13 protein-coding genes and 1 pseudogene are annotated in these 14,617 nt (G+C 66.3%); 6 read left to right on the top strand and 8 right to left on the bottom strand.

Translation table 11 applies throughout. The annotated features are described in order from the left end of the window. Nucleotide 1 precedes the first annotated feature (1 nt). Nucleotides 2-2,077, top strand: a complete 2,076-nt coding sequence (locus L0M17_RS02670; protein ID WP_241050956.1) for a DEAD/DEAH box helicase — start codon at nt 2-4, stop codon at nt 2,075-2,077. Nucleotides 2,078-2,236: 159 nt separating this feature from the next. On the opposite strand, the gene L0M17_RS02665 is transcribed toward L0M17_RS02670, so the two are convergent. From L0M17_RS02665 to L0M17_RS02650, 4 genes and pseudogenes are all read right to left on the bottom strand, one after another. Continuing rightward, nucleotides 2,237-2,671 (bottom strand): transposase, encoded by a 435-nt coding sequence (locus L0M17_RS02665; protein WP_308196794.1) that lies wholly within the window; start codon nt 2,669-2,671, stop codon nt 2,237-2,239. 336 nt (nt 2,672-3,007) lie between these two features. Next, nucleotides 3,008-3,805, bottom strand: coding sequence for an IS21-like element helper ATPase IstB (gene istB, locus L0M17_RS02660; RefSeq protein WP_308196793.1), 798 nt, complete (start codon nt 3,803-3,805; stop codon nt 3,008-3,010). Continuing rightward, nucleotides 3,802-5,334 carry an IS21 family transposase gene (gene istA, locus L0M17_RS02655; protein WP_290427274.1) on the bottom strand — a complete coding sequence of 511 codons (1,533 nt, stop codon included), beginning with the start codon at nt 5,332-5,334 and terminating at the stop codon, nt 3,802-3,804. The genes istB and istA overlap by 4 nt, the downstream gene beginning before the upstream one ends. 125 nt (nt 5,335-5,459) lie before the next feature. Next, nucleotides 5,460-5,918 (bottom strand): annotated as a pseudogene (locus L0M17_RS02650) (IS110 family transposase); the annotation flags it as partial. A gap of 298 nt (nt 5,919-6,216) precedes the next feature. On the opposite strand from L0M17_RS02650, the gene L0M17_RS02645 reads away from it, so the two are divergent. Next, nucleotides 6,217-7,299 carry an IS110 family RNA-guided transposase gene (locus L0M17_RS02645; protein ID WP_241050952.1) on the top strand — a complete coding sequence of 361 codons (1,083 nt, stop codon included), beginning with the start codon at nt 6,217-6,219 and terminating at the stop codon, nt 7,297-7,299. A 141-nt stretch (nt 7,300-7,440) separates the two neighbouring features. Beyond that, nucleotides 7,441-8,646, top strand: coding sequence for a DUF3427 domain-containing protein (locus L0M17_RS22585; RefSeq protein WP_241050950.1), 1,206 nt, complete (start codon nt 7,441-7,443; stop codon nt 8,644-8,646). A gap of 5 nt (nt 8,647-8,651) precedes the next feature. Here L0M17_RS22585 and L0M17_RS02635 read toward each other — a convergent pair whose 3' ends face one another. Further along, on the bottom strand, nt 8,652-8,852 hold the full coding sequence (locus tag L0M17_RS02635; RefSeq protein WP_241050948.1) for a hypothetical protein: 201 nt from the start codon (nt 8,850-8,852) through the stop codon (nt 8,652-8,654). A gap of 86 nt (nt 8,853-8,938) precedes the next feature. Between L0M17_RS02635 and L0M17_RS02630 the strand changes: the two genes are divergently transcribed. Next, on the top strand, nt 8,939-9,778 hold the full coding sequence (locus tag L0M17_RS02630; protein WP_241050947.1) for an SDR family oxidoreductase: 840 nt from the start codon (nt 8,939-8,941) through the stop codon (nt 9,776-9,778). Here the strand turns inward: L0M17_RS02630 and L0M17_RS02625 are convergent, their stop codons facing one another. Then, the gene (locus tag L0M17_RS02625) at nt 9,779-10,069 is read right to left on the bottom strand and encodes a hypothetical protein (RefSeq protein WP_241050945.1); all 291 of its coding nucleotides are present in this window, start codon (nt 10,067-10,069) and stop codon (nt 9,779-9,781) included. Between the two features lie 88 nt (nt 10,070-10,157). Here L0M17_RS02625 and L0M17_RS02620 point away from each other — a divergent pair, with 88 nt between their 5' ends. Then, nucleotides 10,158-11,009 (top strand): Rieske (2Fe-2S) protein, encoded by an 852-nt coding sequence (locus L0M17_RS02620; RefSeq protein WP_241050943.1) that lies wholly within the window; start codon nt 10,158-10,160, stop codon nt 11,007-11,009. A 669-nt stretch (nt 11,010-11,678) separates the two neighbouring features. On the opposite strand, the gene ku is transcribed toward L0M17_RS02620, so the two are convergent. Then, complete coding sequence (gene ku / locus L0M17_RS02615; RefSeq protein WP_241050941.1) at nt 11,679-12,551, bottom strand: non-homologous end joining protein Ku; 873 nt, start codon at nt 12,549-12,551, stop codon at nt 11,679-11,681. 147 nt (nt 12,552-12,698) lie between these two features. Further along, nucleotides 12,699-13,355, bottom strand: a complete 657-nt coding sequence (locus L0M17_RS02610) for a DUF3800 domain-containing protein (protein ID WP_241050939.1) — start codon at nt 13,353-13,355, stop codon at nt 12,699-12,701. 90 nt (nt 13,356-13,445) lie between these two features. Here L0M17_RS02610 and L0M17_RS02605 point away from each other — a divergent pair, with 90 nt between their 5' ends. Further along, entirely contained in the window at nt 13,446-14,483 is a 1,038-nt protein-coding gene (locus tag L0M17_RS02605; RefSeq protein ID WP_241050937.1) for a LacI family DNA-binding transcriptional regulator, read from the top strand. The last annotated feature ends 134 nt before the right edge of the window (nt 14,484-14,617 follow it).

Genomic DNA, 14,617 nt, shown 5'->3' with positions numbered 1-14,617 from the left:
CGTGCCGGATGAACTAGAAGAAGACCTGCCACAGGGGCTATACGAAACCCTTCGCACCGAGCACATCGAGCGAAACTTGAAGCACCTTGGCGAAGGACTGGCCACCCAGTTCGAAACCGTCTCGGAGGAGGAAGCTCCTGAGGCTCTTGCTCGCCATATCGGACGAGTGGTCCGCAAGGCTCTCTCTTCAGCACCGAGCGGTGCCCGCCTCGAACTGGCCAATCAGCTCCTGTCGAACCTCGCCCGAGCTGACGCCATAACCGATCCGCCGCAGGTCTTACACGCGGTCTACGACACGAAGCAGATCCGCCGCCGCGCCCTCCGCCGGCCAACTACGCCGCTTAGCGATGCTGCCCTGCTGACAGCGAGTCACGAGGACCCGAATCTTGCCCATGAGCTGCGACGTGAGCTCGAATCTGCAGATCAAGTTGATTTGCTCTGCGCTTTCATCAAGTGGCGCGGCCTCCGCCTCCTCGAAGGGGCTCTCAAAGAGCTATCCGAAAGAGGCGCTCGACTTCGTGTCATCACCACTACCTACATGGGAGCCACCGAGCGCCACGCCCTCGACGAACTCGCCAATCGGTATAACGCCGAAATCCGGATCAATTATGAGACCAACGCGACGCGGCTCCACGCGAAAGCGTGGCTCTTTAAGCGGAATACTGGTTTCCACACTGCATACGTCGGGAGTTCGAATCTCAGTCAGCAGGCCTTGCTCGACGGCCTCGAATGGAATGTCCGCCTCTCCGGGGTGGCCACCCCGCGGCTCGTCCAGAAGTTCCAGATCACGTTCGATTCGTATTGGGAGAAGGCCAACTTCGTCCCGTACGATCCGGCGACGGATGCTGAGCGCCTCGATGATGCTCTGCGTAGGGCAGGCGGCACGACTCCCAGCCGAGAATTCGGCCCCACTGGACTCGAAGTCGTCCCGTTCCTTCATCAGCAGGAGATGCTCGAGGACCTCGATGCAGCCCGCACAAAGGGCTTCAAGGAGAACCTCCTTGTTGCAGCAACCGGCACAGGAAAGACTGTCGTCGCTGCGCTGGACTACAAGCGCCTGGCAGATGGCTTAGGCCGCCTCCCCACTCTGCTATTTGTCGCCCACCGGCGTGAGATCCTCGAGCAGTCTCTGCGCGCCTACCGCCGGGTCCTCAACAATGGCAGCTTCGGCGAACTGCTCGTAGGCGGCGAGGCACCCACCGAGTGGCTTCACGTCTTCGCATCAGTCCAGTCCCTGACGCCGGAGAGGCTGGACAAGATCGACCCTTCTCGGTTCGCCGTAGTGGTGATTGACGAATTCCACCATGCCGACGCTCCGACCTATCGACGGCTTCTCGAGCACCTGAGACCGACCCACCTCCTCGGACTTACTGCAACGCCGGAACGCGGGGACGGCAAGAGTGTGGCCGACGAGTTCTTCGAGGGACGCATCGCGAGCGAACTCAGGCTGTGGGATGCTCTCGGCGAGGACCTCCTGGTGCCTTTCCACTATTTCGGAGTTGCCGACGAGACCGATCTTCGGAACCTCGAATGGCGGCGCGGTAATTACGAGATAGCCCAGCTCTCCGCCTTGTACACCGGAAATGAGGCGCGGGCCGCAAAAGTAATCGCGGAATTACGTGACAAAGTCCTAGATATTTCCCAGATGCGAGCACTCGGATTCTGTGTCTCGGTTCAACATGCCGAATACATGGCGCAGGTCTTCACTCGCGCCGGCATCCCGTCGTCGGCTGTCTCAGGTTCCACCTCCCAACCAGAGCGTGACGAGGCCCTTCGCCAGCTGCGCGATCGTGAAATCAACTGCCTCTTCGCTGTCGACCTCTTCAACGAGGGTCTCGACGTCCCCGAAATCGACACAGTATTGCTGCTCCGACCCACCCAAAGCGCGACTGTGTTTCTCCAGCAGCTCGGGCGCGGGCTGCGACGAGCAGAGGGCAAGGCAGTACTGATATGGAGTGGCCTGCTGTCAAGTGGGCATGGTGAGGCGCCGTCGGGAGGTTTCCCGGCGGCGCCTCGCTGCTTCGCGAGCGGGGGGTGTTGGTCGAGCGTGTCATTGGGCGACGCGCGGTCACACTGATATGCGCGGGTTGGCTACCGCAGGACGGTGGTTCGGCTGGAGCCGGTCCGCGTGTCTAAGAACGAGCGTGAGGCCTTCGGCCCTGCTCATAGAACTCTCGCGGGTGGCTCCACGCGCTGCCGCCAACACCCAACCCCGGGCGAAGCAGTCAGCGGGGGCTCAGTCGTCGTCCATGACGGCCAGGGACCAGCACCAGCCGGCGAGCTCGCGAGCGATCGCGACGTTCGCGACGGTGGGGCGCTTGCGGCGCTCGAGGAACTTCACCCATCGGGCGTGCAGGCGACGGTTGCCCTCATCGCCCCGGACCCGCGCGGCGGCGGGGGCCAGATCCCACCGGTCGAGCATGGTCTTCCCGACGGTGTAGCGGGCCCTGTGGTGCCAAGCCGCTTCGACCAGGAGCCGGCGGACGTGGGAGTTGCCGGTCTTGGCGATCGGTCCTTGGGCGCGGGAGGAGCCCGAGGAGTGCTCGGACGGGGTGAGTCCGACGAAGGAGCCGATCGTAGCCCCGGTGAACCGGTGCCAGTCCCCGATCTCCACTGCGAGGGCAAAACCGGTCAGGGTGCTCACACCGCGCAGGCAGCCCAGGCGGCGCACGACGGGTGCGAACTCGCTCTCGGCGGCCAGCTCTTCGATCGCGGAGTCGAGCCGGCCACGACGGGACTTCGTGGCGAGGGCGGCCTCGTAGCCGGAGTCGAAGGCCGTCCGGGTAGCCGTGGACCCCAGCTGCAGAGCGGCCTCTTTCCGCAGCCAGGCATCGTGGGCGCCGGTCCAGGCGTCCCCACCCTCGTAGACGATCCCGTGGCGCAGCAGCTGTCAACGGCCAGTTGGTTTTCCCCGTGGACGGCCAGTTGTTCTCCCCGGTGGCGGCCATCTTTCCTCCCCACGTATGGCCAGTTGATTCCCCGGTTCGGGTTTGGACTGTCTGTCGGGTCAGCGGAAGGGCGTCACCCCCTTGCCGGAGGCGGCTTGGGCGAGGCGGTAGGACTCGCCCTTGGTCTCGACCCGGTGGGCGTGGTGCATGAACCTGTCCACCGTCGCGGTCGCGATGGTCTTGGGCATGATCTCGTCGAATCCGGCCGGGGCGAGGTTCGAGCTGACCGCCATCGCCCGGCGCTCGTAGGCGGCGTCCACGAGGCGGTAGAACCCCTCGGCGGCGTCTGGGGAGACCGGGAGCAGGCCTATGTCGTCCACGATGATCAGATCGCTGCGCACGACCCTGGTCAGGGCCCGGGCGATGGAGTCGTCGGCGCGGTGCTTGCGCACCAGGGCGCCGAGATCCTCGATCCCGAACCAGGACACGATCATGCCGGCCTCGACTGCCGCGTGGCCGAGCGCCTCGCAGAAGTGCGACTTCCCAGTCCCCGACGGCCCGTAGATCGCGAGATTCTCCCGCCGGCGGACCCATTCGAGGGACTTGAGTGCTTCCTGGGTCGGGCGCGGGATCGGGGAGAGCTCCTCGTCCCAGTCGCCGAAGGTCTTCCCTGCCGGGAAGCCGGCGGATTTGCGGCGGGTGATCAGGTTGGCGCGGTCGCGGCCGGCGACTTCCTCCGCGAGCAGGACCCGCACGAGCTCGGCTGGGTCCCAGCGCTGGGCCTTCGCGGTGGGGATCAGGTCCGTGAGCGCCTTGCGCATGTGGGGCAGCTTCAGCCGGCGGGTCAGCTCCAGGGCCTCGGCCAGCGGGTCGCCGTGGGCGCGGGCGACCACGGTCTGCATCGTTGTGATCGTCACCGGCCCTCCTCCTCGCCCGTCATGTCGGCGGCGGCGGGCTCTGAGCCATCGAGGCGGCCCCAGCCGCCCGTGCCCGGCTGGAGGGAATGGGCCTCGGAGGCCCGGGAGGGCTCCACGTGGGCGAGCCCGGCCTGGTAGCCCAGGATCGAGACCAGGTCCCTGTCGGCGAACCTGCCCGTCGTCGCGGCCGTGCCCAGGGCCCGGTCGACCTGGTCGGTGCCGTAGAGCTTGGCGAACGCGACGGCCTCGGCCATCTTCGCCCGGATCCGCCTGGCTCCCGCGGCGGCGGCCTCGACCAGCCACGCCTTGGCACCCGCGCCGAGCATCAGGAACGCTGCCTCCTCCGGGGTGGTCGCCCTGGGCTGGCGGTCCGCGGCCTCATCCGCCCGGGGCGGGTAGTGCGCGTCGTCCAGGACTGGGGTCCCGGGACGCCCGGTCGCATGCCGGGCCACCTCGCGGGCCTCCCCGCGCTCGGCCACGGAGGTGACGATGACCTCCTCGCCCGCCTCGCGCACCCAGACCCTGGTGTTGGCCAGCTCGTGCGGGACCGAGTACCGGACCCCGTTCATCGACACGGTCGCGTCCCAGTTCACCCGGCGGGTGGTCCCGAACACCACCGTGAACGGCGCCTTCGGAAGCAGATGCAGCCGCTCCCGCTCCGCAGCGAGCATCGCCGCCGGCGCCTGCCGTGTCTCCCGGTGCGGGCGGGCGTTGACCTCGTCGCAGAAATCGTGGCACGCCTTCTCCAACTGCCCGAAGGTGCGGTACTCCTCGAGCAGGTTCGCCGCCGTGGGCACCAGATCCGCCTTCGAGATCCGCACCGTGGACTCCGAGCCGCCCTTGGACTGCGGGTCGGCGGGAACGCAGGTGCGCACGGTCATCCCGTAGTGGCGGCCCATCTCCACGATCTGCGGGTTGCGCACCGCGACCCTGGCGATGTGGTCGGCGGTCACGGTGCGCTCGTTGTCGGTCAGCGCGAACGCCGGGACCCCGCCCATCCTGCGCAGCGTGGCATCCATGCACGCCACGACCGTCGGCAGGCTCTTGTCCCAGATCGGGATCACGACGCGGAACCGCGACCACGCCAGCCACGCGCACCACAGCAGCGTCGCCCGGCCCCCGATCCTCGGCCCCCATCCGTAGTCCCACTGCAGCCACAGCCCAGGCTCGACGATCCAGGGGCGGAACACGCGCCGCCGCCCCGCCGCGAACTGCGCCTTGGCCTCCGCGACCGTGCGCCTCGTGGTCCTCTCCGCGCCGGTGAACCCCATCGCGACCAGCCGCTCATGGACCACATCCGCCCGGACCCGGCCTCCCGAGCGCTCGACGAGTTCTTCGATCTTCGGCAGGAACCCGTCGATCGGCCTGGCCCGCTGCCCCTTCTCGCGATCCGGCCCTCCGGCAGCCCGCAGCTTCACATACCTGGCCACCGTGTGATGGTCACACCCCGCGAGCTCCGCCGCGGCACGGTAGCTGCCGGTGAGGTCATACGCCTCAAGAATCTCCATGATCTCCTCGTTGCTCTTCATCCGCGATCATCACCACGACCGGCGGAAGGAATCCCGCACCCGGGGAGAACAACTGGCCGTGGACGGGGAGAAAGAACTGGCCGTCAGCGGGGAACTATCTGGCCGCCAATGGGGAGAATCTCATGGCCGCTGACAAGCAGCAGCTTCGAGAGCCGGTGCCGAGCGCGCATCAGGTCCCCACGGCAGTCCTCCCTGGCCCGCACCAGATCACGCGCGGACTCCTGGGATATGGTCGGGACCGCCACGGGAGTGATCTCGTCCAGGCGCAGCAGCCTGGCCAGGTGCACCGCGTCTCTGGCGTCGGTCTTGACACGGTCTCCCGATGGCCGCTGGAGCTTCGACGGTGCGGCGACCACGCACCTGACTCCCTGTGAGGTCAAGGCCCTCGCAAGTCCGAACCCCGTCGGGCCGGCTTCGTAGACCACGGCGATCGGGCCCGGAAGACCAGCAAGCCAGCCCGTGATCGCCTCCTCGGACGGGGCGAGCCTGGCCTGCACCAGCTCGCCGGTCACCCCGTCGATCGCCGCCGCGGCAACCGAACGGGCGTGCACATCCAGCCCAACACTCGTACGCTCAATGAACACCTGTGAGTCTTGGAGCGGCTGGTCCGGGACCGGCTGGCAGGGTAGGTGCTGGACGCCTTCTCCTCGGCTGTGACTCGAATGAACACTGGCCCCTTCATAGGCCTTCGCCCCGAATTGTCCAGCCATGGGGTTGGTGCCCGGCGCCCGCCCGGCCCACACCGATGGCTTGATCAGAAGACTGCCCGACCCCTGCGGGGCCGTGGCCCATCACAGGAATGCCTCGGAGTGACCTTCACCCGGGCCGACGCCGGCCGCGCCGCGGCCAGAAGCATCTGCCCCTACTCGAGGAAGGAACCCCGTGGCCGCGAAGACTACTGTCGCACAGACGCGCCCGTTCGTCATCGGCGTGGACACCCACGCCCGCACCCACACCCTTGCCATGGTCCGCGCGGCGACCGGTGAACAGCTCGGCTGCCAGCAATTCCCGGCCACCGCGGCGGGCATGCGGAGGGCCCTCGACTGGGCGGCCCGCCGCACGGGAGGAGACGCAGACGCACTCTGGGTCATCGAGGGAATCGGCAGCTATGGAGCCCAGCTCGCAGCGGCAGTCGTGAAGGCCGGCTTCGAGGCTGTGGAAGCCCCCAGGGGCTACGTTCGCTCACGAACCACCACAGGGAAATCCGATCCGCTGGACGCGGCCGCGATCGCGGCCGCAGCCCTCCCGCTCGAGGGCACCCGCCTGCGTATCCCACGCCAGGATGAGGGCGTGCGCGCTGCCCTGCGAGTGCTCATCGCGGCAAGGGAGCAGATGACGCTCGAGCGCACGGCCAAGGTCAACGCACTCACTGCCCTGGCCCGGACCGTCGACCTCGGGATCGACGCCCGCCGGCCCCTCTCAGCCACCCAGGTCACGGAGATGGCGCGATGGCGGGCACGGGAAGAGGGCGTCGCGGCTGCCACCGCCCGGACGGAGGCGGTCCGCCTTGCCAAACGAATCCGCGTTCTGGACGAGGAGCTCGCGGACAACCAGCACTGCACATCCGAGCTCGTCAAGGCTAGCCCCGCCGCGCCCCTGCTGGAGATGACCGGCATAGGACCGGTCACCGCCGCCGTGGTCTACACCGCCTGGTCACACCTCGGGAGGGTCCGCTCCGAGGCCGCTTTCGCCACTCTTGCCGGGGTCAGCCCCGTCCCGGCTTCTTCCGGGAACATCGTCCGATACCGGCTCAACCGAGGAGGCGACAGACGCCTCAACCGGGCCCTGCACATGGCCACCATCACCCGAATGGTCCACGATCCCGACAGCCGTGCCTACGCCGAACGACGCACAGCCGAAGGCAGAACCACACGCGAGATCCGTCGCTGCCTCAAGAGATACCTCGCCCGCCACCTCTACCGCACCCTCAACGCACTCCACCGCGACGCACTCGCAGCAGCTTGACGCGACATAGAAGATTCGGGACCTCCCACGCATGTCGGATAGGCCGAGCAGGGGACTCTGCTCGGTAACCCACGAATCTGCGTGAGCGAGGCCCCGGCCCGCAACCACCCACGAAAGGCGGTTACTCCATACCGTCTAACCGTGCTCGACTTTATCGGTCAGCAGCATCGCCAGTTCCGCTTCGACCTCAAATATCGCGCGCTGCTTGGGATCGGGCGCAAGCAGCTAGGGCGGGAGATCGAAGCCGAGTTCCCATCCCTACCATCGGGTTGCCAGCTCGTCCTCGACCGTGTCGCCCAGCGCACTGTGCTAGAAGGAGTGCGCGCCCAATTACGATTGACTCGCCGCGCCCTTTCAGAAGACATCCGCTCCTACGGCACCACCTACCTCGCGGATTATCTTGATCGCTCAGGCAGCGAGCTTCGAGACGTCTACCGCGGCACGGCAGACTCCTGGACGGGTTACCTGAGGACAGCAAGGCTCATCAGTCCGGATTCAATATTCGAGCAGGTCGCCGCCGCTGCCCTTGCGGTCGGGGCAGAGGAAGCCGAACAAGAGCTGCTGCGCAAAATAGGACGCTTCCTGCATGTAGATGACAGAGAACGTGCCGACTCATACACCGCCCTGCTCAGCTCAGTGGGCTCACGTTACCAAGAGCTTGGCGTGCGGGAGCAGGCTTTCGCACGCATGATCTTCTTCACGCTCGAATTGCAGCGAAAGTTCGGACTGGGTGAGGAGGCGTACGACACTGGACTTGATTACGTACGAAGCTTCCCATGGGTGTGCAGGGAGATTTCACAGGTTGTCGAGCTCGGAGTGCGGAATGCTGCCCATGCACCACGAACGCTCGGAACTGCAGGAAGCTCGCACTTTGGCCTAGCTCAGGTGCCGCTGTATACACACGCCACCTATAACCGGTATGAGGTACTTGCTGCGTTGGGCTTGGACGACTCTCGAATCGGAAGCCACCGTGAGGGCGTCGCGTGGTGCGAGAACACGGGCGCGGATGTCTTCTTTGTGACACTTGATAAGGACGAGGCCCAACATTCACCGACCACAATGTACCGAGACTATGCGATCTCGCCCGAGCTGTTCCATTGGGAATCGCAGAGTACGACAACACTCGCGTCACCGGCGGCGCGCCGGTACTTGAGCGGAGACTCAACGGTCCTGCTCTTCACGCGTCGCGCTGCAAAGGACGACTGGGGGACCGGTGTTCCATATACGTGTCTTGGGCCAGTTGACTATGTCCAGCACAACGGAGAACGCCCGATTGCCATCACGTGGCGCCTTCAGCGTCCCATGCCGGCGGACGTATTCGCGGTGGCCAATGCAGTCGCGGGTTAGCGGAGCTACCCCTTTTGCTCCCGCTCCCGCCGCTCGCGCTCCTCGCGGTGCCGGCGGATCTGCTCGTGGATGAGCTGCTCCTCTTCGGAGAAGCGGAGGTCGTTGGCTTCGTCGCCAGAATCGCCTGGGCCCGTGTCCTTGCGCTCGGGGCGGGACTCGGCGTCGTCGTCAGGAGGCTCGCTGGGGGTGTCACGCTGCTCTGTCATGCGCACACTGTAGACCTGCAATCGGCAACACAACATAGGGCAGGTGACTATTCGAGGGTTCGTTGAACCGAGCGTACGATCCCCTCATGAGCACCCCTCCCCCGCTCGCCATTACGGGTGTCACGGGCACCGTTGGAGGCCTTGTTTCCCGCCTACTCGCCGAGGCTGGCGTCGAGCTACGGCTCCTAGCGCGGACGCCGGCGAAGGCACCCGAGCTGCCTGGCGCCGTCGTCCTTCCTTGCGACTACGGCGACCGCGCGCTCTGCGAGCGCTCGCTCGAGGGTGTCGAAACCCTGTTCATGGTGTCGGGCCGGGAGAACGAGAACCGCCTGGACGAGCACAAGGCGTTCATCGATGCGGCGAAGGCTGCTGGCGTGCGGCAGATCGTCTACACGTCGTTCATGGGAGCGGCGCCGGACGCCGTCTTCACCCTCGCTCGCGACCACTTCCACACGGAGGAACACATCAAGGCCGCTGGCCTCGGCTTCACGTTCCTCCGCGACTGCCTCTACCTGGACTTCCTCGAGCCCTTCGGTGGCCCGGAAGGCGTCATCCGGGGGCCGGCCGACGACGGCCGCGTCGCCGCGGTGGCACAGGCCGACGTCGCCCGGTCAGCCGCAGCGGTGCTTCGGGACCCGAAAGCGCACGCGCAAACTGCGTACACGCTCACGGGCCCCGCACTGACCCTCGCGGAGGCCGCGGACGTCATCTCGACTGTCCGCGGCCGTCCGTTCACTTTCCACAACGAGACGATCGACGAAGCCTACGAATCGCGGAAGAAGTGGCCGGCCCCGCCGTGGCAATACGACGCCTGGGTCTCGACCTACACCGCGATCGCGGCTGGCGAGCTCGCCGAGGTGACGGACGACGTCGAACGCCTCACCGGCCGCCGACCGCTCAGCCTCGCCCAGCTGCTCACGAGGTGACTACTGCTCTTCGCCGTAGTGCGCCGGGTCGTCGCTCGCGTCGCCGCCCTTGATGTCGGCGTCGGGCACGTCGACTCCGGCCATGGCTTGATCGATATTCGTCATATCGCGCGGGACATCGTCCTTCTGCGGCATGTTCCCGTGAGCCTGCTCGCGGATGAGCTGCTCCTCCTCGCTGAAACGAATGTCGTTCGCCTGATCGCCCGAGTCCTTGGGCTCGTCGTCGGGGTTGCCTGGCTTGTACTGGTTCTCAGCCATGCTCTCGTCGCTGTTCAGGTCGTTCTCGCTCATGCCGGGCCAGTACCCGCGTAGGGTCTGGGTCAATCATTGCCACGGGGGTAACCTTCCGGTGTCTCTGTCCGCAGCACAGGAGGACGCAATGAACGTGTTGGACGCCGCCGTCAGCCGCCTCGAACGCTGGCCGCTCCTCGACAAGGTCGGGGATCCGCTCCGCAAAGCGACCCAGGTCGCCGTCAAGCCCCGCATGGTCCGAAATCTTCTCAGCGGCATCCCGACCGGGCATCCGCTGCACGCCGTCATCACCGACATCCCCATCGGCGCATGGACGATGGCCTCGCTGCTCGACCTCGTCGGAGGGCAATCGACGGAGCAGGCGGCCGACGTCCTCATCGGGGCGGGGCTCGTCGCCGCGGTCCCGACAGCGGCTTCCGGCCTCAACGACTGGTCGGACACTTTCGGCGAGACGAGCCGCATCGGCGTCGCGCACGCCGCACTGAACGTAACGGCCCTCGGCTTCTACGCGACCTCGCTCGTCGCGAGGAAGGCCGGCCGACGCGGGGCTGGTTGCACGCTCGCCCTCGCGGGCCTCGGCGTCCTGCTCGCGAGCGGCTACCTCGGCGGCCACCTCGCGTACACGAAGGGCGTGAAGGTCAACCACACCGCGTGGCACGAGGCGCCCACCGATTGGCAGGACGCCCTCGCCGAGAGCGACCTCGAGGACGGGAAGCCGAAGCTCGCCTCGCTCGGCGACGTGCAGGTCATGGTGGTGCGCGACGGCCGAATCATCCGGGCCCTCGACAACATCTGCACCCACGAGGGCGGCCCGCTCAACGAGGGCACGATCGAGAACGGCTGCGTCACGTGCCCCTGGCACGGGAGCCAGTTCCGCCTCTCCGACGGCGCCGCCGTGCATGGCCCCGCCGCCGCGCCAGAGCCGAGCTACGAGGCGCGGGTCCAGGACGGGCGCGTCCAGTTGCGAGCGCGGGCGTAGGGGCGGGGTCCCGGGTCTGGGTTATCGCGAGACCGCGGCTACCGAGACCGCAGCTAACGGACGAGACCGCAGGGCGTTCCCTGTGGTCTCGTCCGTTTGCTGGGGTTTGGCGGCGGGGACCCTGCAGAGGTGACGGGGCGACGTACTCGCCGGAGGTGTTCAGCCTGAGGGCGTAGGTTTGCGACGAGCACGTAGCTTGCAACGCGTTGAAACCTGCGCTCTCGCACCAAACGTCCGCCTTCGGCGCCCGACACTCCAAGCCGCCCAGTTCCTGGATCGCGAGACCGCAGTAAACGGACGGGACCGCAGCTAACGGACGAGACCACAGGGCGTTCCCTGTGGTCTCGTCCGTTTGGTGAGGTTTGGCGGCGCGGACCCTGCAGAGGTGACGGGGCGACGTGGTCGCGGGGAGGTGTTCAGCCCGAGGGCGTAGGTTTGCGACGAGCACGTACCTTCAACGCGTTGAAACCTGCGCTCTCGTGCCAATCGTCCGCCTTCGGCACCAAACGTCCGCCTTCGGCACACCACACCTCAGCCGACCAGTTCCTGGGATCGCGAGACCGCAACTAACGAGACCGCAGCCAACGGACGAGACCGCAGGGCGTTCCCTGTGGTCTCGTCCGTTTGCTGAGGTTTGGCGACGGGGACCCTGCAGAAGTGACGGTGGAGTCACCCCGCGCTGCGGGTGCGCTTCTTCGCGGCGGGCTTCTCCGCCGTCGTCTCCTTCTCCTCGCCCTCTTTGGCGCCCTTCGAGGCCTTCCGCCTGCTCTCGACGCTGCGCCGCAGGGCCTCCATGAGATCGAGGACCTCGGCGCCTTCGCCTTCCTCGGGGGCCTCGCCGAACGTTGCCTCGGTGTCCACGGCCTCGCCCTGCTCGAGCTTCGCCTCGACGAGCTGGCGCAACTGCTGTTGGTACTCGTCAGTGAACTGGTCGGGGGTGAAATCGGTCGAGAGGCTCTCGACCAGCGAGGAGGACATCTTGAGTTCCTTGTCCGAGATCTTCACGTCCTCGGACAGGATCGGGAACTCGGCCTCGCGCACCTCGTCCTGCCAGAGCAGGGCCTGCAGCACCATGACGTCGCCGCGGACGCGGAGCGCGCCGAGCCGCGTCTTCTGCCGGAGGGCGAACTTCACGACGGCGGTCAGTTCGGTCTGTTCGAGGGTCCTCCGCAGGAGCTGGTACGGCTTCGCGCCGATCTTCTCGGGCTCGAGGTAGTAGCTCTTCTCGAAGAGCATCGGATCGATCTGCGAATCGGGGACGAACTCGACTACCTCGATCTCGCGGCTCCGCTCGACGGGGAGCGACTCGAGATCCTCGTCCGTGAGGACCACCGTGCGGCCGCCCTCCTCGTACGCCTTGTCGATGTCTCCGTACTCGACGGTTTCGCCACACACCTCACACTTGCGTTGATACCGGATGCGCCCCTTGTCCTTGTCGTGGACCTGGTGGAGCTTCAGGTCGTGGTCCTCAGTGGCGCTGTACACCTTCACGGGCACGCTCACCAGCCCAAAGCTGATGGCGCCCTTCCAGATCGACCGCATGACCCCAGTGAACCGCAGAATCCCGGGCTTGGCGAGTGACCCGCACTTGACGTGAGCCTGAAGTGCATCAGACGATGGAGTGGCCGGCGATAAGACGTCCAGGGGATGTCTTCCTTAGGGATAGCCGGCATTACCTTTAGCTGCGTATCATCCCGTCGTGCCCCACGGCATGAACACGGACTGCAGAGTTGGTTCCACACTCGATCCGAGCCACCCGCACCGCTTGCCTTCGAGGTCGCGCTGAACTGCCCACAGGCCATAGTCTGCGACCTGTAAGCCCCACGAGGACGCAGCGCTCCACACGCACAGGCGGATATCTCGTGCCACCTGACTGCAGACGTCTTCCAGAGCGACTCGGGCTGCCGTCTGCCGAGCCGCCGTCCCAAAGCTGCCAGCGATGACGTAGAGAGTGTCCCTCCTGGAGGAGACCTGGAGGGCAATCTGCTTAAGGTGCAAGTACCAAGCGAGCTTGTAGAGGTAATTCTGTCCCTTCTCCCGAACAGCTGGAGTTGCCGCAGCTTTGAGGAGGAACGTCGTATCGAACCGCGGCGCCTGATCCTTAATGACTTCAAACACCTGACTCTTCGTTCGAGCGCTGTCGTTCTTGGCGTGGAACCCATCCTTGAGCTGGACGCCTACTCCTTCGAGCTCTGCTCTCAGGCGCAACCCTTGAAAGAGCGCATCGCCGTGGTCGCCATCGAAGGTAGCTGTCCCGAAGCCAAAGTAAGTAGAAGCTCCATCTTTGGTACCAGCGTCATAATCGAGATTGCCGGTTTCGTCCGCGTACATGTAGATGTCAGCCATCTTCCCCCCAGGTCCAGCTATCCGCGAGCCACCGATAAGAATAACAATCGATATGAACGGCCTCTGCGGAGGCACCACTAACCTAGAGCCATGCCGCCGCATGGAGTCCGATCCGCGAAGCCCACGATGAGGGACGTCGGAATTCTCGCGGGCGTTTCCCAGAGCACCGTCTCCCACGTGGTGAACCAGACGGGGAAGATCCCCGAAGAAACCGAGAAGCGCGTCCGCGAGGCGATTCGCGAACTCGGCTACCGGCCCAACGAGACCGCCCGAAACCTGCGTCTTCGCCGCAGCCACACCATCGGGATGGTCACCGACCGCATCGCTTCCTCCCCGTTCGCCGGCCGTGTGCTCCGCGGCGCGGAAGAGTTCGCATGGGAACGCGGCTACCTCCTGCTGCTCGTCGACGCGAAGGAGGATCCGTCGATCGAGTCCGCCGCCGTAGACACCCTGCTCGCGCGCCAGGTCGACGGCATGCTCTACGCCGCGATGTCATGGCGCGGGGTCGACGCATCGGCGGGCTTCACGAAGCTCCCGTCGCTTCTGGTCAACGCCTGGCCCTCGGGCAGCCGCAAGATCCCGGCGATCGTTCCGGCCGAGACCGAAGGCGGCCGGCTCGCCGCGAGCGCGGTCATCGAGGCGGGGCACGAGAGGATCGCCTTCCTCGGCGGACCCAAGGACGACCCGGCGCGCATAGAGCGCGAAGCCGGCTTCCGGAAAGCGATGGCCGACGCCGGAATTCCGGTCAACGAGCAATGGGTCCTTTCAGGGGACTACCAGATTAGCAGCGGGCACCACCTAGCGACCCGGATCCTCGACGGCGGCAACTCTCCGACCGCCGTCGTCTGCGGCAACGACCGCATGGCGGTGGGCGTGATCACCGCCGCGCTCGAGCATGGGCTGCGGGTTCCGGAGGATCTCTCGGTGGTCGGCTACGACGACCAGGAAGACCTCGCGGACCAGATCGCCCCCGGCCTCACGACGGTCACGATCCCCCACTACGAAATGGGACGCACCGCCGTCGAACATCTCCTCGACGCCCTCGATTCGGGGCGCGCCCCCAAGGGTGCGACCATCCCCGGCGCCCTCGTTCGCCGAGGCTCAGTAGCCGCGCCAGCCCGGCGCTAGAACACCTCCTCAGGCGGCTCCGAGAGGCCCTTTTAGCACGAGCTGGCGAGCGTACCCGCTTCAGATCGTTTCAAAACTCCGCCTCCCGAAAGCGGGGTTGACACCGCTCCGAGATGTGCGTCACACTCATTCGC

This window comes from Sinomonas terrae (genome assembly GCF_022539255.1).
Taxonomy (GTDB): Bacteria; Actinomycetota; Actinomycetes; order Actinomycetales; family Micrococcaceae; genus Sinomonas; species Sinomonas terrae.
Note: the sequence above shows the minus strand (reverse complement) of the source record. Positions and strands in the feature narration are given on the sequence as shown.